Source organism: Leisingera sp. SS27 (assembly GCF_028368855.1).
In the GTDB taxonomy this organism is placed as follows: Bacteria; Pseudomonadota; Alphaproteobacteria; order Rhodobacterales; family Rhodobacteraceae; genus Leisingera.
The window spans coordinates 1-24,095 of the sequence record NZ_JAQNCY010000006.1 but is presented as its reverse complement, the minus strand read 5'-3'; the positions used below and the strand labels follow the sequence as shown (position 1 = coordinate 24,095).

The window sequence follows — 24,095 nt, the reverse complement described above, 5'->3', positions numbered from 1 at the left end:
GTCAAGGCCGGTGATCGCCTTTTGGTTGCTGAGTGCGGTGTGTAATTACGGGCAGGGCAAATTTGCCGGGCCTGGCGTTTCAGAAATTATCCAATCGTGATTGATTCGAAACATTGTCTTTTCGTTCGCATCCCGCGCGAATGGGCTTGCTTGGTCAATCGGCAGCATGACGTTTGGTCTCAGAGGGGGGTGATTAGCCAGCGTAACAGTCTTTAAAACAAAGGGATTTGGACTGTTACAATTCGTAAGAATTGGGAAAACATCAGGAAAAAGTTGACGAGCTACTCTACCGCTGTCCCTAATCGGGGCCAGAGCCGCGGGCAGCGGCCAGTCCGGCAGTAACGCCGGAAAGGGAGGAGAGAAAGTTGGCTCAGATGCAGACGGGCGCCCAGGGTATGCAATCCCTGCCGGCGCTGCTTGAACGCAATGCGGCGCAATTCGGGAGTGCGCCGGCCTACCGGGAAAAGGAATTCGGCATCTGGCAGTGCTGGACCTGGGCCGAGACGGCAAAGGAAATTGAGGCGCTTGCGCTGGGCCTGGTCAACCTGGGCGTGAATGAAGGCGATTTTGTCGCCATCATCGGCCGCAACCGACCTTATCTTTACTGGTCGATGGTTGCCGCGCAGGCAGTGGGGGCCGTGCCGGTGCCGCTGTATCAGGACGCGGTGGCCGAAGAGATGGCCTATGTGCTGGGGCACTGCGGCGCGCGCTTTGTGATCGTGGGCGATCAGGAGCAGGCCGACAAGGTGATCGAGATCCAGGATCAGCTGCATCAGTTCGAGCACATGATCTACCTCGATCCGCGCGGCATGCGGAAATACGACCACACCCAGCTGCATCAATTCAGCCATATACAAGATCAGGGCCGGGCGGCCCATGATGAGCTGATCGGTGAGTTGAAAAAACGCCAGGCCAAGCTGGATTACGACAGCACCTGTGTGATGCTGTATACTTCCGGCACCACCGGCAAGCCCAAGGGCGTGGTGCTTTCGAACCGCAATGTGATCCAAAGCGCTAAGAACTCTTCCGAGTTCGATCATCTGACCCAGGGCGAGAACATCCTGTCATACCTGCCGATGGCCTGGGTGGGCGACTTCATCTTTTCGATCGGCCAAGCCTACTGGTGCGGCTTCTGCGTGAACTGTCCGGAAAGCCAGGACACCATGATGACCGACCTGCGCGAGATCGGGCCGACCTATTTCTTTGCACCGCCGAGGGTGTTCGAGGGGCAACTGACCAATGTCATGATCCGGATGGAGGACGCAGGCGCCCTGAAGCGCAAAATGTTCCACCACTTTCTGGCGCATGCCAAGAAAGTTGGCGGCGACATCCTGGACGGTCGCCCCGTGGGGATGATGGATCGTCTGAAGTATGCGCTGGGCAATGTTCTGGTCTACGGCCCGCTGAAGGACACGCTGGGCTATGGCCGCATCCGTGTGGGCTATACCGCGGGCGAGGCGATCGGGCCGGAGATCTTTGATTTCTACCGCTCGCTGGGCATCAATTTGAAACAGCTTTACGGCCAGACCGAGGCTACCGTTTTCATCACAGTCCAGCCGGATGGCGAGGTGCGGGCGGATACCGTTGGCGTGCCGGCGCCGGAGGTCGAGATCAAGATCGATGACAGCGGCGAGATCCACTACCGCTCACCCGGCACCTTTGTTGAATACTTCAACAACCCGGAGTCCACCGCCTCAACCAAGGATGCAGAGGGCTGGGTTGCGACCGGCGATGCGGGCTTTTTCGAAGAGGGCTCGGGCCACCTGCGGATCATCGACCGCGCCAAGGACGTGGGCAAAATGGCCGACGGCAGCATGTTTGCGCCCAAGTATGTGGAAAACAAGCTGAAATTCTACCCGGACATCCTGGAAGCGGTGCTGTTCGGCAATGGCCGCGACCGCTGCGTCGCCTTCATCAACATCGACCTGACGGCGGTTGGCAACTGGGCGGAACGCAACAACATTGCCTATGCTTCCTACCAGGAACTGGCGGGCCATCCGCAGGTTCTCGAGTCCATCCGCTCGCATGTGACTGAAGTGAACAAATCAGTGGCCGAGGACCCGATGCTGTCGGGCTGTCAGGTGCACCGCTTTGTGGTGCTGCACAAGGAACTGGATGCTGATGACGGTGAAATGACCCGTACCCGCAAGGTGCGCCGCCGCATCGTGGAGGAGAAATTCGACGATATCATCACAGCGCTCTATGACGGCTCCGAACAGGTCTCGACAGTGACGGAAGTGACCTATGAGGACGGCCGCAAAGGCTCCATCAAGGCGACACTTACTATTGTCGATGCGGACGTGAAACCGGGAGCGGTTCACAAGGTGGCCGCGGAATGATGCACGTTTCGCCGGATAACGCCCCGCCCCGTGCCGGGCAGGCCGGGCTGCCCTCAGATCAGGTCGGGGTTGAGGCCGGGATTGTAGGCGGTGTTGACCACCTGCTGGATCTTGAAAGGGGAGCTGAACCCGTGAGTCTGCTCCATGATGGAGGCCAGGCTTTCGGATTGGCTGAGGCCCATCTGCTTGCATTCAAGTGCCATCTTCAGAAGGCAGGAATGCTCAAGTTCGCCGAACATAACGTCGATCTCCTTGCTGCTCGTTTTAAACAAGTATCGCATGGAAATCTTAAAATTTCTATGCGGCAAAAATATGGAGGCCGTTGTTATGCTTGACAATTCCTTAAGCTATGTGACGGACGACGGCCGCACAATCGGTGGCGTTGTGATGGAGATGAAGAACATCACTCTGCGCTTTGGCGGTGTGGTTGCGATCCAGGATATCTCCTTTGACATCCGCGAGGGCGAAATCCGTGCGATCATCGGCCCGAACGGCGCCGGCAAGTCGTCGATGCTGAATGTGATCTCAGGCTTCTATGTGCCGCAGGAAGGCGAGGTGCTGTTCCATGGCAAGAAGCGCCCGCCGATGCGCCCCTATGAGGTCGCACGCCAGGGCATCGCCCGCACCTTCCAGAACATCGCGCTGTTCGAAGGTATGAGCGTTCTGGACAACGTCATGACCGGGCGCCTCAACTATATGAAAACAGGACTGTTTTCGCAGGCTCTGTGGAAGGGGAAGGCCGAAGCCGAAGAGACCGAGAACCGCGAGGTTGTGGAGCGGATCATCGACTTCCTGGAGATCCAGCACATCCGCAAAACCCCGGTGGCACGGTTGCCTTACGGCCTGAAGAAACGGGTCGAGCTGGCGCGGGCGCTGGCGGCGGAACCGAAGCTGCTGCTGCTGGACGAACCCATGGCCGGCATGAACGTGGAGGAGAAGGAGGACATGTCCCGCTTCATCCTGGATGTGAACGACGAGTTCGGCACCACCATCGCGCTGATCGAGCACGACATGGGCGTTGTGATGGACCTCAGCGACCGGGTCGTGGTGATGGATTACGGCAAGAAAATCGGCGACGGCACCCCGGATGAGGTGCGCAACAATCAGGATGTGATCGACGCCTATCTGGGGGTCAGCCATGACTGAGTTGCACCGCAGCAACACCCGGCTCCGGCAGGGTGACACCCGTACACCCCCTGTGCACTCCCTGTGCACCGCCGCACCGCAGAATTCCGAGGAGAGCCTCTAATGCCTGAACAACTCGTCTTTGCGATGGAAGTGACGCTCAATGGCCTGATGGCCGGCGTTCTCTATGCGCTGGTCGCGCTGGGGTTTGTCCTGATCTACAAGGCCTCCGGCATCTTCAACTATGCCCAGGGCGTTCTGGCGCTGTTTGCGGCGATGACGCTGGTGGGTATCATGCAGGGGCAGGTGCCGTTTTCGCATCTGATCAACGCGGTCTTTGGCGGCCATGTCACCCACTTCGGATGGAATGTTCCGGGCGTCGTTGCGATTGCCCTGACGGTCGCGGTGATGGTGCTGCTGGCCTGGCTGGTGCAGGTGCTGGTGATGAAGCATCTGGTCGGGCAGGAGCCGATCATCCTGTTCATGGCCACCATAGGTCTGGCCTACTTCCTGGAAGGCGTCGCCGACCTCATGTGGGGTTCTGAGATCAAGACGCTGGACGTCGGCCTGCCGCAGGGCATCAACCTGTGGATCGACGAGACCACCTTCAACATCTTCGGCTACGGTTTCTTCATCGATAATCTGGATATCGTGGCGACGGTGATCGCGGCGCTCTTGGTGGCGGGTCTGGTGGCCTTCAGCCAGTACACCAAGCAGGGCCGGGCAATGCGCGCGGTGGCGGATGACCACCAGGCAGCGCTGTCGGTCGGCATTTCCCTGAACTTCATCTGGGTTCTGGTGTGGTCGGTTGCCGGGTTCGTGGCGCTGGTTGCGGGCATCGTCTGGGGCACCAAGTCCGGCGTGCAGTTCTCGCTGTCGCTGATCGCGCTGAAGGCGCTGCCGGTTCTGATGCTGGGCGGCTTCACCTCGATCCCCGGCGCCATCGTTGGCGGGCTGATCATCGGTGTGGGCGAGAAGCTGTTCGAATTCGCTGTCGGCCCGCTGGTGGGCGGCGCGACCGAAAACTGGTTTGCCTATGTGCTGGCGCTGCTGTTCCTGGTGTTCCGTCCGCAAGGGTTGTTCGGGGAGAAGATCATTGAACGGGTGTGAGGCTCATATGATCTGTTCCCGGCCCGGTCATCCTTCGAGCTTGCGGAAAGCGGCGATGACGATGGCGGCGCAAACTGTGGCGACCAGGGTGAAGGCGATGGTGATGTTGCCGATCAGTTGCCCGGCCACGAAGGTCAGCAGCGCGGCCATCAAGAGCCCGATCAGCACCGTTCCCCAAGGCCCGGGCCCGGTGTTGGCAGCCTGCCGCCGCGGCGGTTCGAATTCAAAGGGCGGCAGCACGGTTGCGTCCTCCACCGTTTCCAGCAGCCGGCCCTTGGCCTTGGCAAATTCGGCCTCGGATATGTCGCCCTTCTTCCGCGCGGCCTCCAGCCGCCGGATTTCCTCGAAAATCACGGTCATTGGTTCCACTCACTCTACCCAAGCGCAGGGTTCCACAAAGAAGTGGGCAAAATGTGTCCAAGCCCGGAAATCTGACAAAGTGGTTAATGCCGGGGGTGCGGCATGACCAAGCTGATCGCCGTGATCAACGTCATAGCCTGGGCCGGTTTCTGGGCCTTCGGCTACCTGGCGCTGACCGCGGAAAGCTACAGCGAAACCCAGGTGGTGACGGCGGCGCTCTTGGCCTCGGCCGGGCTGATCACCGGGATCATCGCCTATTTGCGGCTGGTGCGCGGAAGCGAGCGCAGCGGTTATGCCAGACCTTCGAACCGGATGACGCGCGATCAGCGCGACGCGGCGCAGGCCCTGTGGGGGCAGATAGAATGAGCGCCGCCGAAACAGAAATCAGTATCCGCGCAGGCAGCAGTGCCAAAGCGCAAAAGAAAGGGAGCATCTGAGACATGTTCTACCGTGAAGCCGGGGATTTCAAAGTCTCCTATGCCGATGACAGCCAGACGTTTCCGATCAAGTTCGACCGCTACCGGTATTATGTGGTGCTGGCGGTGGCCTTTGGCCTCATCCCCTTCCTGATCAATGATTACTGGGCCAATGCGATCCTGCTGCCGTTCCTGATCTATTCGATTGCGGCGATCGGGCTCAACATCCTGGTCGGCTATTGCGGGCAGGTCAGCCTTGGCACCGGCGGGTTCATGGCCGTGGGCGCCTATGCCTGCTACAAGCTGATGACCGCCTTCCCGGAGGTCAGCATGTTCATTCATGTGATCCTGGCGGGCGGCATCACTGCGATAGTCTGCGTGCTGTTCGGCTTGCCGTCCTTGCGTATCAAGGGGTTCTACCTGGCGGTGGCGACGCTGGCGGCGCAGTTCTTCCTCGTGTGGCTGTTCAACCGGGTGCCGTGGTTCTACAACTATTCCGCCTCGGGCCAGATCAACGCGCCGGAGCGGGATACCTTTGGCATCATCATCACCGGCCCCAATGCGCCGGCCTGGGCCACCTATCTGTTCTGCCTGATCTTCCTGGCCGTCTGCGCGCTGATTGCCCGCAACCTGACCCGCGGCACCGTGGGCCGGACCTGGATGGCGATCCGCGACATGGACATCGCTGCCGAAATCATCGGGGTGAACCCGCTGAAGGCGAAACTGACGGCCTTTGCGGTCTCCGGCTTCTTCATCGGCATCTCCGGTGCGCTGTTCTTTGCGGTCTATCTGGGCGCGGTCGAGGTTGGCGAAGCCTTTGGCATCCAGAAATCGTTCCTGGTGCTGTTCATGGTGATCCTGGGCGGGCTGGGGTCGATCTTCGGCTCCTTTGCAGGTGCGGCCTTCCTGGTGCTGCTGCCGGTGATCCTCAAGGTGGTTGGCGTCGATCTTCTGAACTGGCCCACCGATATCGTGGCGCATTTCCAGCTGGTGATCGTGGGGGCGCTGATCATCGTCTTCCTGATCGCGGAACCGCACGGCATGGCGCAGCTGTGGCGCGTTGCCAAGGAGAAACTGAGACTGTGGCCCTTCCCGCACTGATGCGGGCACGGCCTAAGAACTGGCGGGGAGAAAAGCAAGACCACCCCCGTTTTTTGGAAACCATCGGATAAGACCAAAGGGAGGATTTAAGCCGATGAAAAAGACACTGACCACACTGGCGCTGGGCGCCGCGATGGCAGCCGGCCCGGCAATGGCGGACCTGGTGTTCCCGGATCTCAGCTACCGGACCGGGCCTTATGCAGCGGGCGGCATCCCGTTCTCGGACGGCTACAACGATTATTTCACCCTGCTCAATGAGCGCGACGGCGGCATCGGCGGTGTCAAGGCCAAGGTGGTGGAATGCGAGACCGGCTATAACACCGAGAAGGGTGTGGAATGCTATGAGTCGACCAAGGGCCAGGGCGCGCTGATCTATCAGCCGCTGTCCACCGGCATCACCTATCAGCTGATCCCCAAAGTGACCGCGGACAACATCCCGCTGCACACCATGGGCTATGGCCGGACCTCGGCTGCCAACGGTGAAGTGTTCAGCCATGTGTTCAACTACCCGGCCAACTACTGGAACGGCGCCTCGGGCGTGGTGAACTACCTGCTGGAAGCCAATGGCGGCGACATCAGCGGCAAGAAGATTTCGCTGGTCTATCACAACTCCGCCTATGGCAAGGAGCCGATCCGCACCCTGGAAGAACTGTCCAAGAAGCATGGCTTCGAACTGGTTGCGCTGCCGGTGGATCACCCGGGCCAGGAGCAGAAATCGCAGTGGCTGCAGATCCGCCGAGACCGTCCCGATTATGTGGTGATGTGGGGCTGGGGCGTGATGAACCAGGTGGCAATCCAGGAAGCTGCCAACATCCGTTTCCCGATGGAGAACTTCATCGGCGTGTGGTGGTCCGGGGCCGAGCATGACGTGATGCCGGCAGGTGACAAGGCCGACGGCTACAAGGCTGTGACCTTCCACAACGTGGGCCGCGACTTCCCGGTGTTTGACGACATCCAGAAGTATGTCGTGGATGCGGGCAAGGCCGCAGGTGCCGGCGATCAGGTGGGCAACGTGCTGTATAACCGCGGCATGTACGCGGCGATGCTGGCAGCAGAGGCTGCCAAGACCGCGCAGGAAATCCACGGCACTGCGGAAATCACCCCGGCGATGATGCGCGACGGCATGGAAGCGCTGGTGATCGACGAGGCGAAGATGGAAGCGCTGGGGATGCCGAACTTCGGCCCGAGCTTCAATGTCTCCTGCGAAAACCACGGCGGCCCCGGCCTGGTGGGTGTGACCCAGTGGGATGCGGAGAGCAAGACCTGGTCGCTGATCTCGGACTTCAAACCGTCCGATACCGAAGTGATCGGCAAGCTGATCGAAGAGGACTCGGCGGCCTACGCCTCTGAAAACAACATCGAGCCCGGCTGCAAGTAAAGGGCTCTCACCGGCCCCGCAACGGTGGGGCCGGAAGCAACCGGTGCGGCGGGGAGCCGCCGCGCCACGCAAACAGGGTCCCGGACAAGAACCGGGACAGGTATGAGGACACGCTTTGATGCTGGATGCAGCGAACACCGCCGCCGATACTTCCGATGTGAAGGCCGAGACCCTGCTGGAGGTCAACAATATCGAGGTGATCTACAATCATGTGATCCTCGTTCTGAAGGGTGTGAGCCTGAATGTGCCCAAGGGCGGCATCACCGCGCTTTTGGGCGGCAACGGGGCTGGCAAGACCACGACGCTGAAGGCGATATCGAACCTGCTGCATTCGGAGCGCGGCGAGGTCACCAAGGGTTCGATCAAGTACCGCGGCGCACATGTGCATGAGCAGGACCCGGCGGAGCTGGTGAAAAAGGGCGTCATTCAGGTGATGGAGGGCCGCCACTGCTTTGAGCACCTGACGGTGGAAGAGAACCTGCTGACCGGGGCCTATACCCGCCGCGACAGCGGGGCGGATATCCAGAAAGACCTGGAGATGGTCTATCATTATTTTCCGCGCTTGAAGGAACGCCGCAAATCACAGGCCGGCTATACCTCTGGGGGCGAGCAGCAGATGGTGGCGATGGGGCGCGCGCTGATGTCGCGGCCGGAGACGATCCTGCTGGATGAACCTTCCATGGGTCTGGCGCCGCAGCTGGTGGAGCAGATTTTCGAGATCGTGAAATCGATCAACGAGCAAGAGGGCGTGACTTTCCTGCTGGCCGAGCAGAACACCAACGTTGCTCTGCGCTATGCCCATTACGGCTACATCCTGGAATCGGGCCGGGTGGTTATGGACGGTCCAGCGGCAGAGCTGCGCGAGAACCCGGACGTGAAGGAATTCTACCTCGGCATGTCGGACGAAGGGCGCAAGAGCTTCCGCGACGTGCGGTCGTACCGCCGCCGCAAGAGGTGGCTGAGCTGATGCGGGGAGACGAAGTGATGAGCTTTTTTGATACGCTTGAGACCCGCAGCAGTGACGAACGCGCAGCTGGCCTGGCCAAGGCGCTGCCGGAGCAGATCGCCCGCGCCAAATCCGCGCCTGGCTATGCCGGGATGCTGGACGGGGTGGATCCGGCTGCGATGACCTCGGCAGAGGCGCTGGCCTCATTGCCGGTGCTGCGCAAATCCGAACTGAGCCGCGCCCAGGCCGCGCACCCGCCTTTTGGCGGCTTCACCGTGAAGCCCGCGACCGGCTTTGCTCATATCTTCCAGAGCCCGGGTCCGATTTACGAGCCGGGCGGCGTGGACGGCGACTGGTGGCGTATGGGGCGGTTCCTGAATGCTGCTGGCATCGGCCAAGGCGATGTTGTGCAGAACTGCTTTGGCTATCACCTGACGCCCGCCGGCATGATCTTTGAAAACGGGGCGCGGGCGGTTGGCGCAGCGGTGCTGCCGGCAGGAACCGGCCAGACAGAGCTGCAGGTCACAGCTGCGCATGATGTGGGCGCCACTGCTTACGCCGGGACACCGGATTACCTGAAGGTGATCCTGGACAAGGCGGATGCAATGGGCGTGGAGCTGATGTTCTCCAAGGCCGCGGTGGGTGGCGGCGCGCTGTTTCCCAGCTTGCGTCAGGAGTATGCCGACCGCGGGATTTCCTGCCTGCAGTGCTACGCAACTGCCGATCTGGGCAATATTGCCTATGAAAGCCCGGCGATGGAGGGGATGATCGTTGACGAGCATGTCATCGTCGAGATCGTCACCCCCGGCACCGGCAACCCGGTGGCGCCTGGCGAGGTGGGCGAGGTTGTCGTGACCACGTTCAATCCCGATTACCCGCTGATCCGCTTTGCGACCGGCGATCTGTCGGCAGTGATGCCGGGTGTCTCGCCCTGCGGCCGCACCAATATGCGGATCAAGGGCTGGATGGGCCGCGCTGACCAGACCACCAAGATCAAGGGCATGTTCGTGCGCCCCGAGCAGGTGGCCGCGCTGGTCGAAAAACACGACGAGATCGTCAAGGCGCGGGTGATCGCCAGCCGCGATGGCGAGATGGACGCGATGACCGTGCAGATCGAAGCCAAGGGCGGTGACGAGGCGGCCTTTGCCCGGTCGGTGGCCGAGGTTCTGAAGCTCAAGGGCAAGGTCGAGGTGGTGGCACCGGATGCGCTGCCCAAGGACGGGCTGGTGATCGAGGATCAGCGGACCTACGATTGAGCCGTCTCATTTGCAGGCAAATGCGGGCGCCGGATGCAGGCGCCCGTTTTCTGTTTTCAGGGGCCAAGGGGCAGGGCCGCGCTTTCCGGCTGGAATTTCTGACTGGAATAGTCGAAATAGAGTGCCGAGAGACTTCTGCCGGACCCAAGACCGCCGCAAATGACCGCTGCCAATGATCCCATAGAATACGCGCCGCACGGGCGCCGCCGCGGCGGCAAGACCGGTGGCGGTGTCTTTGCTGTGCTGGCCTGGGCCGTGGCGCTGTCCTGCCTGCTGCCGATGGTGGCGGTGGCATTGGCGGCCGCGGTTGGCGGCACCGGTACCATCAGTCATCTGGCCGGAACCGTGCTGCCGGGTTATTCGCTGACCACGCTGGTTCTGGTGGCGCTGGTGGCGCTTGGCACGTTTTCGATAGGCACCGGCGCGGCCTGGCTGGTGACGATGACGCGCTTCCCCGGTGTGCGGCTGCTGGAGGTGGCGCTGGTGCTGCCGCTGGCCTTTCCGGCCTATGTGCTGGCTTATGCCTATACCCACATCCTGGATCACCCCGGTATCGTGCAATCTGCCTTGCGCGAGGTGACGGGCTGGGGGCCGCGGGATTACTGGTTCCCTGAAATCCGCTCCACCGGCGGGGCGGCGGCGATGCTGGTGCTGGTGCTGTACCCCTATGTCTATCTGCTGGCGCGGGCCGCCTTCATGCAACAGAGCGCAGGCGCCTTCCTGGCGGCACGGGCGCTGGGCAAGAACTCCTGGCAGGCGTTCTGGCTGGTCAGCCTGCCAATGGCGCGGCCTGCGATTGCTTCGGGCGTTTTGCTGGCGGTGATGGAGACCATCGCGGATTTTGGCACGGTCAGCTACTTCGGGGTGCAGACCTTTGCCACCGGAATCTACACCAGCTGGTTCTCGCTGGGCGACCGCGGCGGCGCGGCACAGCTGGCCTTGTGCCTTCTGGGGTTCGCGCTGACGCTGGCAGTGGTGGAGCGGGCGACGCGGGGGCGGGCGAAATACCACCATGCGGGCAAGCACCACAATCAGATGCCGCCGGCCGAACTGGGCGGCATCAAGGCGGCGGTGGCTGTTTTTTTCTGCGCGGTGCCGGTGGTGCTGGGCTTCCTGCTGCCGGTGGCGGTGCTGTTTGCGATGAGCTTTGACTCCGAACAGAACCTGTTCAGCCGCCGCTACATTGATTTCACAACCAACTCGATCACTTTGGCATCGGCAGCAGCCATACTGACGGTGGCGGCAGCGGTGTGCCTCGGGTTTTACCAGCGGCTGCGCCCTGGCCGGGTGTCCGCTGCCGCGGCCTATTTCGCGCGGCTGGGGTATGCGGTGCCGGGCGGGGTGATTGCGGTGGGGCTGATCGTGCCTTTCGCCGCCTTTGACAATGCGCTGGATGCCTGGATGCGCGAAGCCTTCGGCATCCGCACCGGCCTGCTGGTCACCGGTTCGATCTGGCTGCTGGTCGCGGCTTATGGCGTGCGGTTCATGGCGGCGGCACTTGGCGCCTATGAAGGCGGCCAGGCGACGATGCATTCCAACATGGATGCGGCGGCAAGGTCGCTGGGGCAGGGGCCGATGGGGATGCTGCGCCGCGTGCATCTGCCGATCCTGACACCCAGCCTTCTGACAGCGCTGCTGATTGTCTTTGTCGATGTAATGAAGGAGCTGCCTGCGACGCTGATCATGCGGCCCTTCAATTTTGACACGCTTGCGGTGCAGGCACACAGGCTGGCGGCGGACGAACGGCTGGAGGGTGCCGCAGTGCCGTCTCTGGTGATTATGGCGGTGGGGCTGCTGCCGGTGATCCTGATCTGCCGACAGGTGGGGCGGCGGCGTTAGGCGTAAGAATTTTGGAAAATTCTTACCAAGAAAATTCGAATTTTCTTGGTGCGGTTCCGGCGAATGGGGCGGCCTATGCCGCCCACCAGGCCTCTATTTCTTCGCGGGAAACCTGGTTGGCCGGGCCAAGGCCGACCAGGAGCGTTTCCTCCGCCTCGCAGCGTTTGGCCTCCACGTGGCGGCCCACCACATGCAGCTCATAGGCACCGCCGCTGGTCAGCACGAAGCCCTTCATCCGGTAAAGCCCGGCAGGGCGTTCTGCCAGTTTGTCGCCAAGGGCGCGGCGGTCCATAACCGTGCTGCTGCGGTGCTGCCAGGTGGTATAGGCCGGATGAACCGCCGCCGCGCGGCCCTTGGGCAGCGGCACCACGTCAAACAGAATTTCTGCCACAGGTGAGCCGTTGAGAACCGTGGGGGTGCGGGCGCCGGCCTTGTCCAGAAGTGCTGAGAGCTCTGCATTCAGGTCATCGCATTTGGTGGCAATCACAAGGTCTGCGGCGCGGATCTGCTGTTCTGCCTGCGGTGCCACCAGCGGGTCATTCAGCAGGGTTGCGGCGTTTTCAGCGTCTACCAGGGAGACGATACCGCCATAGCTGAGACCGGACTCGTTTAGGACCGAATTGGCGATAGCAACCGGGTCGGAGATGCCGCTTGCCTCGATCACCAGATGATCCGGGCGCTCCGGCCTGTTCAGAACCTCGCGCAGCGCCAAGGAAAGGTCATCCCCCATGGTGCAGCAGATGCAGCCGTTGGTCAGGGCAATCTTGCCGCCATCGGCGTCCCGGATCAGGGCGTCATCAATGTTGACCGCGCCGAAGTCGTTGACGATCACGGCGAGTTTCAACCTGTGATCTTCGGCCAGGAGGCGGTTGATCAGAGTGGTCTTGCCCGCGCCCAGGTATCCGCTGACAATCGTAACCGGCAACTTGTTCATGCCCGTAACGCCTCTTGGGCGCAGTGTGCCTGCGACTGCATGAGTCCCCCTTCATTCAGTTGCGGGGAGCTATAGGGTGCTGATGCCGACGGGTCTAGTAAAAGTGATGTGTTGCGCTGCTTGGCGCCGCAGTGCTTCATGTCGTGGCATTGTGGATCCTGGCCACGCAAGAAAGGCGCGGCTGCTGCCGCGCCCTTCCGCCAGTCATCCGCCGGAGGTTACTTCCAGCCGGCGTCGTTGAAGATCTTCTGTGCCTCGGGCAGGTTCTTGGCGACCTCTGACAGGTTCACGTCATCCGGCTTGAAGTGGCCAAGCGCCGCAATCGAGGGGGCCAAGCCGACGCCGGACACGGCCGGGTATTCGTCATTGCCGGCGGAGAAATACGCCTGGGCGGAATCGCCGGAGAGATATTCCAGGAACTTGATTGCGTTCTCCTTGTTCGGAGCATGCACGGCCACGCCGCCGCCCGACAGGTTCATATGCGCGCCTTCGGTATTCTGGGAGGGGAACAGCCAGCCGATCTGGTCGCGGTTCTCCGAGATGCCCTTGACGTCCTTACGGATCGAACGGGCGAAGTAATAGCTGTTGGCCACGGCAATATCGCATTCGCCGGAAATGATGCCGCGCATCTGGTCCGTGTCGCCGCCCTGCGGGTCACGGGCCATGTTGGCAACCACGCCCTCGGCCCATTCACGTGCCTTTTCCGGGCCATGGTGGGTCACGATCGAGGCCAGCAGGGTCTGGTTGTAGGTGTTCTTGGACGAGCGGATGCAAACCTGGCCCTTGTAGGCGGGATCGGCCAGATCCAGGTAGGTCTGCGGCGGGTTGGCGACCTCGTCCTTGTCAAAAAAGATGATGCGTGCGCGCTGGCTGAAGCCGAACCATTGGTTATCCTGATCCTGCAGGTAGGCCGGAACCCGGGCTTCCAGCACGTCGCTGTCGATGCTTTGCAGAACACCGGCCTCCTTGGCGCGGGTCAGGCGGGAAGTGTCGACGGTGATCAGGATGTCAGCTGGGGAGTTTTCTCCCTCTGCGTTCATCCGGGCGATGAGCTCGTCGGCGTTGCCTTCGATCCGGTTGATGGTGATGCCGGTGGCCTTTTCGAAGTCCGAATAAAGCTGCTCGTCGGTATCGTAATGGCGCGAGGAGTAGATATTCAGCTCGCCCTCGGCAGCAGCAGTGGTGGCAATGGCTGCGGTCAGCGCGCCGGCCAGTACAGTTGTGGCTTTCAGCATTGGATGTCCCGTTCCTGGTTAGATCAGTTTTCCGACTGAAAGAGTCGATTAAAGCATCTGCCAGCAGATGCAATAAATTTCTGACTGAAATAGTCAGAAAGTCGCAGCCTGCCTTTGCCTGGCCAAGCCCGGCAAACGCAACTTCATTGCATTGCTCGTCTGAACTGATCCCCAAACGCAAAAAAACCGCATCGGATGATGCGGTTTTCTGCATGTCGCTGTAGCGGATCTTAGCCCTGGCGCGCTTTGAACTTGCGCTGGGTCTTGTTGATCACGTACACGCGGCCTTTGCGGCGCACAACCCGGCAATCGCGGTGCCGGTTCTTCAGCGAACGGAGCGAGTTCTTGACCTTCATGGCCTCTCTCCTTGTCTGCGGCGCGAACCAGCGCCTGGGTTAGCGGGTGCTTGGGCCGGGGCCGAAGCAGTGAATGAATGGTGGGCGATACAAGGATCGAACTTGTGACCCCTTCGATGTCAACGAAGTGCTCTACCGCTGAGCTAATCGCCCACTCTGGCCTGCGCTGCATCCTGCCCCTTAGAAGTGAAAGGGGCGCGGGGTGCCGCGCCGGTGAGGGGGTCTATAAATAGAGTCGCCGGGGTGCGCAAGAGCTTTTGACCGCAGAAATTTCCGCGATATGCTGTTTCTTGCACAAGAAGCACCGGAGCAAGGATGCCTGATACAGCGTTTTCCGTGATTTCCCCGCAGAAACTGGCCTCGGCGGTGGTTTTTGCCTCTCCGCACAGCGGCACGGACTATACCGATTCCTTTCTGGCATTGTCGATTTTGGGACGGAAGGAGATCCGCAGTTCTGAAGACGCCTTTGTCGATCAGTTGTTTCAGGCGGCGCCGGAATTCGGGGCGCCGCTGCTGAAGGCGCTGAAACCGCGCGCCTTTCTGGATCTGAACCGTTCGCCGGATGAACTGGACCCGGCGGTGATTGAAGGGGTGCAGAAGCGCGGTCAGAATCCGCGGGTGGCCTCTGGCCTGGGAGTGATTCCCCGGGTGGTGGCCAATGGCCGGGCGATTTACCGCGGCAAACTGTCTTTGGCAGAGGCGGAGCGGCGCATCGGGACATGCTGGCATCCTTACCATCAGGCGCTGAAAGGGCTGCTGGATCAGGCGCACGCGCAATTCGGGCAGGCGATTCTGGTGGATTGCCATTCGATGCCGCATGAAGCTGTCGATGCGATGGCCCCGCGCGGCGCGGGCAAACCCGAGATCGTGCTGGGGGACCGTTTCGGGGCTGCTGCGGATGGCGGTGTCGTGGACCGGATCGAGGCGGCGTTTGCTGCAGCCGGGCTGAGGGTGGCACGCAACACGCCCTTTGCCGGCGCCTATATCGCCCAGACCTATGGCCGCCCGTCGCGGCGCCAGCACGCGGTGCAGATCGAGATCGACCGGGCGCTGTACATGGACGAGGCGAATATCCGGCCTAATGCAAACTTCGATGCGCTGCAAAAGCTGCTGCGCCAGGTCGTGGCGGAAATCGCTGCCATCGGGCGGGAAGAACTTCCGCTGGCTGCGGAATAGCCAACGGCCGCATATTCAGCGCAGGGCGCGGCCTTTCAGGATCGCGCTGTCCCCGAATCTTCTGCGGATGGCGTCGGTGGCGCGTTCGGCTTCTGCCCGCTTGCCTGCATTCGGGTCCAGCAGGTCACCGCTGTCGTCTGCCTGCGATTCGGGCACCAGGTCCGAAATTCCGCAGCCCAAGAGCCGGTAGGGGCCTTCGTTGCCAACCTGATCCAGCAGACCGCGGGCGGTACGGTAGATGCGGTCTGCGATCTGGGTCGGGCTGCGCAGGGTGACGCGCCGTGTCAGCGCCGAATGGTTGGCACGTTTCAGTTTCAGCGTCACCACCCGGCCCGCCAGTTCCCGCGCTTTTGCGCGGTCTGACACTTTTTCAGCCAGCCGCCACAGGTGACCGTCGAGCACCTCGAGGCAGGCGGTGTCTTCAAAGAAGGTGGTCTCGTTGGAAATCGATTTGATGGGTTCATGCGCCGAGACCCGGCGCCGGTCCTGGCCGCGGGCCAGGTGCCAGAGGCGGTCGCCCATGGAGCCGAAGCGGCTGTGCAGGGCCTCGCGGTCCCAGCGCAGCAAATCGGAGAAGGTGCGGATGCCGGCCTTGTCCAGGCTTTCCTGGGCAGCGGGGCCGATGCCCCAGATCAGCCGCACCGGTTTCTCGCGCAGAAAATCGTCCGTCTCTGCCTTGCCGATCACCGAAAACCCGCGCGGTTTGTCGAGATCGGAGGCGACCTTGGCCAGGAACTTGTTGTGGGAAAGGCCGATGGAGCCAGTAACGCCAAGATCGTCCTTCATGCGCTTGACCAGCCTGGCCAGCATCACCGCGGGCGGTGCGCCATGCAGCTTTTCAGTGCCGTTGAGGTCCATGAACGCCTCGTCCAGCGACAGCGGTTCAACGTCCGGGGTCAGCTCATTCATCATCTTGCGGATTTCGCGGCTCACCTCGACGTAGACATTCATCCTCGGTTTGATCACCACCGCGTCCGGGCAAAGCTTCAGCGCCTGGAACATTGGCATGGCGGACCGCACGCCGCGGATGCGGGCGACATAGCAGGCGGTCGAGACCACGCCGCGCTTGCCGCCGCCGATGATTACCGGCTTTGTTGCCAGCTCAGGATTGTCGCGTTTTTCGACGCTGGCATAGAAGGCGTCGCAATCCATATGGGCGATGGTGAGCGAGAACAGCTCCGCATGCGCCTTGATCCGCGGGCTGCCGCAATGGGAGCAGCGCCGGGCGGGGGCGATCTGGCTGAGGCAGTCTCGGCAGAGGGCGTGCATGGATACGGCGGGCTGTGGTTGCGGATGGGCAAGTCTAACTTGCGGTGGAGGCCTTGTCTTTAGCGTGCCGGAGGGCCAAGTGACAGATCATGACAACAGCGGGCGACAATTTTGCCGGCGCAAAGCTGGCAGTGTTTCTGGGGCAGGATCTGCTGGTCATCCGGCGCGATGACAAGCCGGATATTCCTTATCCCGGGCATTGGGACCTGCCAGGCGGCGGGCGTGAGGCAGATGAGAGCCCGGCGGCCTGCGCACTGCGCGAGACGCGCGAAGAGGTCGGGCTGGTCTTGAGGCCGGAGCTGCTGATCTGGTCAAAGGCCTACCAGAGGCCGCACGGGCGGGTCTGGTTCTTTGCCGCGCATCTGCCGGCTGAGACCGTCAGCGCGGTCCGGTTCGGAAACGAAGGCCAGGGCTGGGCGCTGATGGCGCCGGAGGCCTATTGCGCGCACCCGTTGGCAGTGCCCCACTTTGCGGACCGGCTGCGGGAATATCTTGCGGCGCGGCCTGTGTGACTGAGGACCTGTGTGACTGGGGGCTGAAAAGAAAGATCCCCCGCTGGTATGCGGGGGGAAAGGTGACGGGTCTCAGGAAGAAAAGCCCGTCTGGGGAGTGTCTCAAGAACAGACTCGCGCAGCGGCAGCCGTTTCGCAAAGAATGCAGACCCAGAGGACGGCCGGCGGGCTTTGAGGTGTGTTTTTTGTGGCACAGGACGATTTGGCGCAGAAAACGCAGCAGCAGCGGGTTTCATGAGCGAAAAGAGCATCTTGACGTAACGTCACTGGCAAGCTGCGGTGCTGCGGGCAAGGAAATGGTGCACCTGCCGCACATTTTTCTTTCTGCCTAATTTTTAGGCAGTTTGATGAGGGGGCGAACTCGCGGCAAGGCAATTGTGCCGTTGCCGCTCGTGCCGGAAACGGCCTGGTGTCTCTACGCTTTTGCGCCTGCCAGCTCTGCCAGGATGGCCTCTGCTGCGGCGCGGGGGCTGTCTGCTTTCCAGATCGGACGGCCCACCACAATATGGTCAGCCCCGTCTGCAATTGCGCTGGCCGGGGTGGCGACGCGTTTCTGGTCGCCCAGGTCAGCACCGGCAGGGCGCACGCCCGGGGTGACGATCAGCTTGCCTTCAGCCTCGGGCAGAGCGCGGATCAGGGCGGCCTCCTGCGGGCTGGCGATGACGCCGTCGGCACCCGCGGCAAGGGCATTGCCGGCGCGTTCCAGCACCAGATCCTGCACCGCGCCGTCCTTGATCAGTGCGCCGTCCAGATCCTGACGGTCGAGCGAGGTCAGGATGGTGACGGCGAGGATCTTGAGATCCTTGCCGGCCGCGCCTTCCTTGGCTGCGCGCACCACATAGGGATCGCCATGCACGGTCAGGAAGTCGAGGTCGAACTGCGCAAGGCCGCGCACAGCGTTTTCCACGGTGGCGCCGATGTCAAAGAGCTTCATGTCGAGGAAGATACGCTTGCCGTGCTCCTGCTTCAGCTCATTGGCCAATGCGAGGCCGCCGCCAGTCAGCATGCCGAGACCGATCTTGTAGAAGGAGACCGCATCACCCAGCTGTTCGGCGAGCTTGAGGCCTGCCAGCGCATTGGGGACATCCAAGGCAACAATCAGGCGGTCGTCGGCGCGCGGGGCTTGGGTCATGGCGGGGTCCTTTGGTGGCGGGTTCGGCGTGAAACTGGCGTTTCATACGCAAGGGGCGGCGGTTCGGCAAGGCGCCGCGGGGCGCTCCCGCAACTGAAGCTGCCCCGGCGGGACAGATTACAGTTTTGGGCAGGGCGCCGCGCTGGCGCGCGGCGCGGTTGCGCCCGGACCCGCTGCAGAGGCGCAAAGTTGACGCAGGTCAGGGTTTTGCTCACCTTTTCCGGTGAATATGGGTTGAAGCGGCAGGATCGCTTCCCAAATTGAACCTTGAGGCCCGGACCGGGGCGTGCCGCCTAGCGGGCGCTGCCAAGAACAGGGCGCTTGAAAAAGGAGAGCAAGATGGACTTGAACAAGTTCACGGAGCGTGCACGCGGGTTCGTGCAGGCAGCGCAGACCATTGCGATGCGCGAGGGGCACCAGCGGCTGGTGCCGGAACATATTCTGAAAGCGCTGATGGACGACGATCAGGGGCTCGCGAGCAACCTGATTTCCCGCGCAGGCGGTGTGCCCGCGCGTGTTGTGGAGGCCGTCGAAGCGGCTGTTGCCAAACAGCCCAAGGTGAGCGGCGATGCGGCTCAGATCTATTTGGACGGTCAGACCGCTAAGGTGCTGGACGAGGCCGCCAAGATCGCTGAGAAGGCTGGCGATAGTTTTGTTCCCGTTGAGCGTGTGCTGATGGCACTGTGCATGGTGAAGTCCAAGGCCAAGGACGCGCTGGAGGCAGGTGCTGTCACGGCACAGAAACTGAATGAAGCCATTAACGATATCCGCAAGGGGCGCACCGCTGACTCTGCGACGGCTGAGGAAGGTTATGACGCGTTGAAGAAGTACGCGCGCGACCTGACTGATGCGGCCCGCGAGGGTAAGATCGACCCGATCATTGGCCGGGATGAGGAAATCCGCCGCTCGATGCAGGTGCTGAGCCGCCGGACCAAGAACAACCCAGTGCTGATCGGGGAGCCGGGCGTGGGTAAAACCGCAATTGCCGAGGGCATGGCACTGCGCATCATCAACGGTGATGTGCCGGAGAGCTTGCGCGACAAGAAGCTGCTGTCACTGGACATGGGGGCGCTGATTGCTGGTGCCAAGTACCGCGGCGAGTTTGAAGAGCGCCTGAAGGCGGTGCTGACCGAGGTGACTGAGGCCGCGGGCGAAATCATTCTGTTCATCGACGAGATGCACACGCTGGTCGGTGCAGGCAAATCCGACGGCGCAATGGATGCGGCCAATCTGATCAAACCGGCGCTGGCCCGCGGCGAGCTGCACTGCGTTGGCGCGACCACGCTGGATGAATACCGCAAATATGTGGAGAAGGACGCGGCGCTGGCCCGCCGGTTCCAGCCGGTGATGGTGACGGAGCCGACGGTGGAGGATACTGTCTCGATCCTGCGGGGCATCAAGGAGAAGTATGAGCTGCACCACGGGGTGCGCATCGCCGATGCGGCACTGGTGGCGGCGGCAACCCTGTCGAACCGCTATATCACCGACCGTTTCCTGCCGGACAAGGCAATCGACCTGATGGATGAGGCGGCCAGCCGCCTGCGGATGCAGGTGGACAGCAAACCGGAGGAGTTGGACGCGCTGGACCGGCAGATCCTGCAGATGCAGATTGAGGAAGAGGCGCTGAAACTGGAAGACGATGCGGCCTCCAGGGACCGGCTGATAACGCTGCAGAAGGAGCTGTCTGAACTGCAGGAGCAGTCCGCCGAGATGACCGCGCAGTGGCAGTCGGAGCGGGACAAGCTGGCTTCGGCCCGCGACCTGAAAGAACAGCTGGACCGTGCCCGCGCCGAATTGGACATAGCCAAGCGGGAAGGCAACCTCGCCAAGGCGGGGGAGTTGTCTTATGGCGTCATTCCGGGGCTGGAGAAGCAGCTGGCGGATGCAGAGAAGAAGGAACAGCAGGGGCTGATGGTCGAGGAGGCCGTACGGCCTGAGCAGATCGCCGCCGTTGTCGAGCGCTGGACCGGCATCCCGACCTCCAAGATGCTGGAGGGCGAGCGCGAAAAGCTTCTGCGCATGGAAGATGAGCTGCACCGCCGGGTGATCGGCCAGAACGCGGCTGTGACTGCGGTGGCCAATGCGGTGCGCCGGGCGCGTGCCGGACTGAACGATGAGAACCGGCCGCTGGGCTCTTTCCTGTTCCTTGGGCCGACCGGCGTTGGCAAGACGGAACTCACCAAGGCGGTGGCGGGTTTCCTGTTCGACGATGAGCACGCGATGGTGCGGGTCGACATGTCGGAGTTCATGGAGAAGCATTCGGTGGCCCGCCTGATCGGTGCGCCTCCGGGCTATGTCGGCTATGACGAGGGCGGGGTGCTGACTGAAGCCGTGCGCCGCCGCCCCTATCAGGTGGTGCTGTTCGACGAGGTCGAAAAGGCGCATCCGGATGTGTTCAACGTGCTGCTGCAGGTGCTGGATGACGGCGTTCTGACCGATGGCCAGGGCCGCACCGTGGACTTCAAGCAGACTCTGATCGTGCTGACCTCTAACCTTGGTGCGCAGGCGCTGAGCCAGCTGCCGGAAGGCGCTGATGCCTCTGACGCGCGGCGCGATGTGATGGACGCGGTCCGGGCGCATTTCCGGCCGGAGTTCCTGAACCGTCTGGACGAGACGATCATCTTCGACCGTCTGGCACGGGGTGACATGGACGGCATTGTCGAGATCCAGCTGGCACGTCTGCTGAAACGCCTGGCAGGCCGCAAGATCGCCCTGGAGCTGGATGAGGCCGCCAAGACCTGGCTGGCGGATGAGGGCTATGACCCGGTGTTCGGCGCCCGGCCGCTGAAGCGGGTGATCCAGCGTGCGCTGCAGAACCCGCTGGCCGAAGCCCTGCTGGGCGGTAAGATCAAGGACGGCGACACCGTTCCGGTCTCCGCCGGCAGCGACGGGCTGATCATCGGCGACCGGCTGGGGACGTCGGACCGGCCCAAACCCGACGATGCCGTGGTGCATTGACGTGGTGCATTGAGAGGTAGATTATGACGAAAGCCCGCCAGAGATGGCGGGCTTTTTTTCGAGGCTTGGCGCTCCCTGTGCAATTCCAGCGGACCGTTCTGGCTCAGGCCCTGCCTCAGCTTGCCGCTTCCTTCGCCACCCTTCGCTCATACTTCCGGCGCAGAACTTTCAAGCGCGGCTCCCAGTCATATCGCGGGTCCTCTGTGGTGGCGGACCAATAGAGCTTGCCGCCATAACGCCAGGGGTCCAGCACGATGCCCTCATAGATGCCGTCACCCTTGGCCGCGATCACCGCGGTTGAGTGGTCGATGCGGAAGTCGCTTTTCGGCTCGGCGATGGCGCGCAGCATCGACAGCGTGCGGAAGTTCTCTTGGTTGAGGCGCGCCTGCATGTCCTCGGCATAATGCACGCAGACGCCCCGCGTCTTCACACCGCTGTTTACCAGTGTGTTGTGGATGATCGGCGAAGTGGTCACATCATATTGCTCGGCCAGATGGGCGGAGTAGCTGTAGGCGATCTCCGCTGCGCGGCGGGCCTCTGCGGGGTCCACCTGCGGATCCATGGATTGCAGCGCCAGCGACAGCTCCTCGACATCGTTCATGGTGGCAGTGGGGGCGCTTGCGCAGCCTGCCAGAACTGCGGTGGCCATTATCAACAGCGGTGCAATGAGGGATTTCATGATGATCTGCCCGGTCTGGTTTCCTTATTCCGGTCAGCATAAGGGTTTCGCCGCCGGGGTGAAGCGGGGAAATTGCGCCCCAATGGCTGCATGAGGGATACGTTACAGACCTCTCGCGCAGTCGTTACAGGATATGTTTTGGGTTTTGCATCCAAGGCCGTTACCTCAAGGGGGGCTATTTTTATCAGGAGACGCAGATGGCGCGCCGCTGGACCAATGATTTGACCCTTGCTGACAGCACCCCGGAGGCGGCGTTCTGGAACCGGCGCCAAATGATGGCGGGGCTGGCGGGCACCGGGCTGGCAGCAGCGCTGGGCAGCCGGGCGAAGGCAGGGGAGGGGCTGGAGCCCAACAGCTGGGAAGAGGTGACGAGCTACTGCAATTTCTACGAATTCGGCACGGGCAAGAGCGACCCCTCGGCCTATGCCGGCCGGATGACCACACAGCCCTGGAGCGTGAAGATCGACGGTCTGGTGGACAATCCGGGCGACTATTCCATTGAGCAGATCCTGGGGGAGATGACGCTGGAGGAGCGCATCTACCGCTTCCGCTGTGTAGAGGCCTGGTCGATGGTGGTGCCCTGGCAGGGATTTGAGCTGGCCGACCTCCTGAACATGGCGGGGGTGCAGGCAGGCGCCAAATACGTTGCCTTTGAAACCCTCTACCGCCCGTCGGAGATGCCAGGCACCGCCTACAAGGTGCTGGACTGGCCTTACCGCGAAGGCCTGCGCCTGGATGAGGCGGTGCACCCGCTGTCGATCATGGCGACCGGGATCTTCGGTAAGCCGCTGCCAAACCAGAACGGCGCGCCACTGCGGCTGGTGGTGCCGTGGAAATACGGCTTCAAATCGATCAAGTCGGTGGTGCGGATCACATTAACCGACGAGGAACCGCCCACCAGCTGGAACATGGCCAACCCGCGCGAGTACGGTTTCTACAGTAATGTGAATCCCAATGTCTCGCATCCCCGCTGGAGTCAGGCCAGCGAGCGCCGCATCGGCGGCGGTCTGTTTGCCAAGCGTCAGCCGACGCTGATGTTTAACGGGTACGAAGACGAGGTCGCCTCCCTGTACGCGGGCATGGACCTGGCCAAGAACTTTTGACCGGAGGAGTTTATGAACGCCGCGAACCGCCTTCTCCGCCGCCTGCCTGTCTGGGCGGTCTACCTGCTGGGGGCACTCCCCGCGCCTTGGCTGTTTTACCAGGGGCTCACCGGCGGGCTGGGGGTGGAGCCGATCAAGGCTCTGGAGCATGAATACGGTGAATTGGCGCTACAGCTGATGATCCTGACGCTGGCGGTCTCGCCGCTGCGCCGCCTGGCGGGCCTGAACCTGATGAAATTCCGCCGGGCCATCGGGCTTTTGTGCTTCTTCTATGTGCTGTGCCACCTGCTGGTCTGGCTGGTGCTGGACGTGCAGGTTCCGGGGCAGATCATCGCGGATATTGCCAAACGGCCCTATATCACCATCGGCATGGCGGCGTTTGTCCTGATGCTGCCGCTGGCGCTCAGTTCGAATAACCTGTCCGTGCGGGCGCTGGGGCGGACCTGGACGCGGCTGCACCGGCTGACCTATGCGGCTGCGCTGCTGGGGAGCCTGCACTTTGTGATGCTGTCGAAAGGGTTTCAGATCGAGCCGCTGATTTACCTCGGGCTGACCGTGCTTCTGCTGGCTATGCGTTTGCCGGTGCTGAAGCGGGCCAGGCATCCGGCTTCATCCGGTACGCCCAGCCGGACCTAGGTCCGCATAAGGGGGCCTTGCGGCAGAGAGGTGGTCTTCTTGGCCCTTGATTTGATTCTGCGGTGCGGGATTTTCTGTGATTTCAGGCCTTGGTTCTGTGGGTAAGTGTCGCGAGTCTGTGGGTAAGTGGTTTATGGCGGGTTTCTGGTGCGGTTTGGGCGGTCCGGGGTTTGGGCGGGCGTTGTGTTTTTGGTCAGGAGTGCTGACTTTTTGTCCATGTAAGCTATTGATATTG

Annotated in this window: 22 protein-coding genes and 1 tRNA gene; 14 read left to right on the top strand and 9 right to left on the bottom strand. The window is 62.0% G+C overall.

Annotation, left to right across the window (positions count from 1 at the left end; translation table 11 throughout):
• Positions 1-395 precede the first annotated feature (395 nt).
• Entirely contained in the window at positions 396-2,339 is a 1,944-nt protein-coding gene (locus tag N6L27_RS13735) for an AMP-binding protein (RefSeq protein WP_271908141.1), read from the top strand.
• Positions 2,340-2,392: 53 nt separating this feature from the next.
• Here the strand turns inward: N6L27_RS13735 and N6L27_RS13730 are convergent, their stop codons facing one another.
• Positions 2,393-2,611: a hypothetical protein gene (locus N6L27_RS13730; protein ID WP_241480973.1), complete on the bottom strand. Its 219-nt coding sequence runs from the start codon at positions 2,609-2,611 to the stop codon at positions 2,393-2,395.
• A 55-nt stretch (positions 2,612-2,666) separates the two neighbouring features.
• On the opposite strand from N6L27_RS13730, the gene N6L27_RS13725 reads away from it, so the two are divergent.
• Positions 2,667-3,485 carry an ABC transporter ATP-binding protein gene (locus tag N6L27_RS13725; RefSeq protein WP_029204703.1) on the top strand — a complete coding sequence of 273 codons (819 nt, stop codon included), beginning with the start codon at positions 2,667-2,669 and terminating at the stop codon, positions 3,483-3,485.
• Between the two features lie 102 nt (positions 3,486-3,587).
• Complete coding sequence (locus tag N6L27_RS13720; RefSeq protein ID WP_019295096.1) at positions 3,588-4,574, top strand: branched-chain amino acid ABC transporter permease; 987 nt, start codon at positions 3,588-3,590, stop codon at positions 4,572-4,574.
• Positions 4,575-4,601: 27 nt separating this feature from the next.
• Here N6L27_RS13720 and N6L27_RS13715 read toward each other — a convergent pair whose 3' ends face one another.
• Positions 4,602-4,934 carry an SHOCT domain-containing protein gene (locus tag N6L27_RS13715; RefSeq protein WP_271907844.1) on the bottom strand — a complete coding sequence of 111 codons (333 nt, stop codon included), beginning with the start codon at positions 4,932-4,934 and terminating at the stop codon, positions 4,602-4,604.
• Between the two features lie 102 nt (positions 4,935-5,036).
• Here N6L27_RS13715 and N6L27_RS13710 point away from each other — a divergent pair, with 102 nt between their 5' ends.
• The 6 genes from N6L27_RS13710 (at position 5,037) to N6L27_RS13685 (ending at position 11,870) form a co-directional block, all read left to right on the top strand.
• Positions 5,037-5,300, top strand: a complete 264-nt coding sequence (locus N6L27_RS13710) for a hypothetical protein (RefSeq protein ID WP_271907843.1) — start codon at positions 5,037-5,039, stop codon at positions 5,298-5,300.
• A 74-nt stretch (positions 5,301-5,374) separates the two neighbouring features.
• Positions 5,375-6,451, top strand: a complete 1,077-nt coding sequence (locus N6L27_RS13705; RefSeq protein ID WP_271907841.1) for a branched-chain amino acid ABC transporter permease — start codon at positions 5,375-5,377, stop codon at positions 6,449-6,451.
• Positions 6,452-6,545: 94 nt separating this feature from the next.
• Complete coding sequence (locus N6L27_RS13700; RefSeq protein ID WP_271907840.1) at positions 6,546-7,829, top strand: ABC transporter substrate-binding protein; 1,284 nt, start codon at positions 6,546-6,548, stop codon at positions 7,827-7,829.
• 118 nt (positions 7,830-7,947) lie between these two features.
• Positions 7,948-8,796 carry an ABC transporter ATP-binding protein gene (locus tag N6L27_RS13695; protein WP_271907839.1) on the top strand — a complete coding sequence of 283 codons (849 nt, stop codon included), beginning with the start codon at positions 7,948-7,950 and terminating at the stop codon, positions 8,794-8,796.
• Between the two features lie 17 nt (positions 8,797-8,813).
• Positions 8,814-10,031: a phenylacetate--CoA ligase family protein gene (locus tag N6L27_RS13690; RefSeq protein ID WP_271907838.1), complete on the top strand. Its 1,218-nt coding sequence runs from the start codon at positions 8,814-8,816 to the stop codon at positions 10,029-10,031.
• A 159-nt stretch (positions 10,032-10,190) separates the two neighbouring features.
• Positions 10,191-11,870, top strand: coding sequence for an ABC transporter permease (locus tag N6L27_RS13685; protein ID WP_271907837.1), 1,680 nt, complete (start codon positions 10,191-10,193; stop codon positions 11,868-11,870).
• A 73-nt stretch (positions 11,871-11,943) separates the two neighbouring features.
• Here N6L27_RS13685 and N6L27_RS13680 read toward each other — a convergent pair whose 3' ends face one another.
• The 4 genes from N6L27_RS13680 to N6L27_RS13665 all read right to left on the bottom strand — a co-directional run bounded on the left by N6L27_RS13680 (position 11,944) and on the right by N6L27_RS13665 (position 14,548).
• Positions 11,944-12,804: a CobW family GTP-binding protein gene (locus tag N6L27_RS13680; RefSeq protein ID WP_271907836.1), complete on the bottom strand. Its 861-nt coding sequence runs from the start codon at positions 12,802-12,804 to the stop codon at positions 11,944-11,946.
• Positions 12,805-13,022: 218 nt separating this feature from the next.
• Positions 13,023-14,039: a Fe(3+) ABC transporter substrate-binding protein gene (locus N6L27_RS13675; RefSeq protein WP_271907835.1), complete on the bottom strand. Its 1,017-nt coding sequence runs from the start codon at positions 14,037-14,039 to the stop codon at positions 13,023-13,025.
• A 230-nt stretch (positions 14,040-14,269) separates the two neighbouring features.
• The gene (ykgO, locus tag N6L27_RS13670; RefSeq protein ID WP_005648635.1) at positions 14,270-14,395 is read right to left on the bottom strand and encodes a type B 50S ribosomal protein L36; all 126 of its coding nucleotides are present in this window, start codon (positions 14,393-14,395) and stop codon (positions 14,270-14,272) included.
• Between the two features lie 78 nt (positions 14,396-14,473).
• Positions 14,474-14,548: transfer RNA gene (locus N6L27_RS13665), tRNA-Val, on the bottom strand.
• A gap of 162 nt (positions 14,549-14,710) precedes the next feature.
• Between N6L27_RS13665 and N6L27_RS13660 the strand changes: the two genes are divergently transcribed.
• Positions 14,711-15,571, top strand: coding sequence for an N-formylglutamate amidohydrolase (locus tag N6L27_RS13660; RefSeq protein ID WP_271907833.1), 861 nt, complete (start codon positions 14,711-14,713; stop codon positions 15,569-15,571).
• A 15-nt stretch (positions 15,572-15,586) separates the two neighbouring features.
• On the opposite strand, the gene N6L27_RS13655 is transcribed toward N6L27_RS13660, so the two are convergent.
• Positions 15,587-16,840 (bottom strand): DNA polymerase IV, encoded by a 1,254-nt coding sequence (locus N6L27_RS13655; protein ID WP_271907831.1) that lies wholly within the window; start codon positions 16,838-16,840, stop codon positions 15,587-15,589.
• An 89-nt stretch (positions 16,841-16,929) separates the two neighbouring features.
• Between N6L27_RS13655 and N6L27_RS13650 the strand changes: the two genes are divergently transcribed.
• Positions 16,930-17,352 (top strand): NUDIX hydrolase, encoded by a 423-nt coding sequence (locus N6L27_RS13650; RefSeq protein WP_271907830.1) that lies wholly within the window; start codon positions 16,930-16,932, stop codon positions 17,350-17,352.
• A 415-nt stretch (positions 17,353-17,767) separates the two neighbouring features.
• Here N6L27_RS13650 and pyrF read toward each other — a convergent pair whose 3' ends face one another.
• Positions 17,768-18,484: an orotidine-5'-phosphate decarboxylase gene (pyrF, locus tag N6L27_RS13645; protein ID WP_271907829.1), complete on the bottom strand. Its 717-nt coding sequence runs from the start codon at positions 18,482-18,484 to the stop codon at positions 17,768-17,770.
• A 339-nt stretch (positions 18,485-18,823) separates the two neighbouring features.
• Between pyrF and clpB the strand changes: the two genes are divergently transcribed.
• A complete protein-coding gene (gene clpB, locus N6L27_RS13640) occupies positions 18,824-21,442 on the top strand; it encodes an ATP-dependent chaperone ClpB (protein WP_271907828.1) in 2,619 nt (872 codons plus the stop codon).
• A gap of 115 nt (positions 21,443-21,557) precedes the next feature.
• Here the strand turns inward: clpB and N6L27_RS13635 are convergent, their stop codons facing one another.
• On the bottom strand, positions 21,558-22,121 hold the full coding sequence (locus tag N6L27_RS13635) for a hypothetical protein (RefSeq protein WP_271907827.1): 564 nt from the start codon (positions 22,119-22,121) through the stop codon (positions 21,558-21,560).
• Between the two features lie 197 nt (positions 22,122-22,318).
• On the opposite strand from N6L27_RS13635, the gene msrP reads away from it, so the two are divergent.
• Both msrP and msrQ read left to right on the top strand, forming a co-directional pair.
• Entirely contained in the window at positions 22,319-23,224 is a 906-nt protein-coding gene (msrP, locus tag N6L27_RS13630) for a protein-methionine-sulfoxide reductase catalytic subunit MsrP (RefSeq protein ID WP_271907826.1), read from the top strand.
• Positions 23,225-23,236: 12 nt separating this feature from the next.
• Entirely contained in the window at positions 23,237-23,860 is a 624-nt protein-coding gene (gene msrQ, locus N6L27_RS13625) for a protein-methionine-sulfoxide reductase heme-binding subunit MsrQ (protein ID WP_271907825.1), read from the top strand.
• The last annotated feature ends 235 nt before the right edge of the window (positions 23,861-24,095 follow it).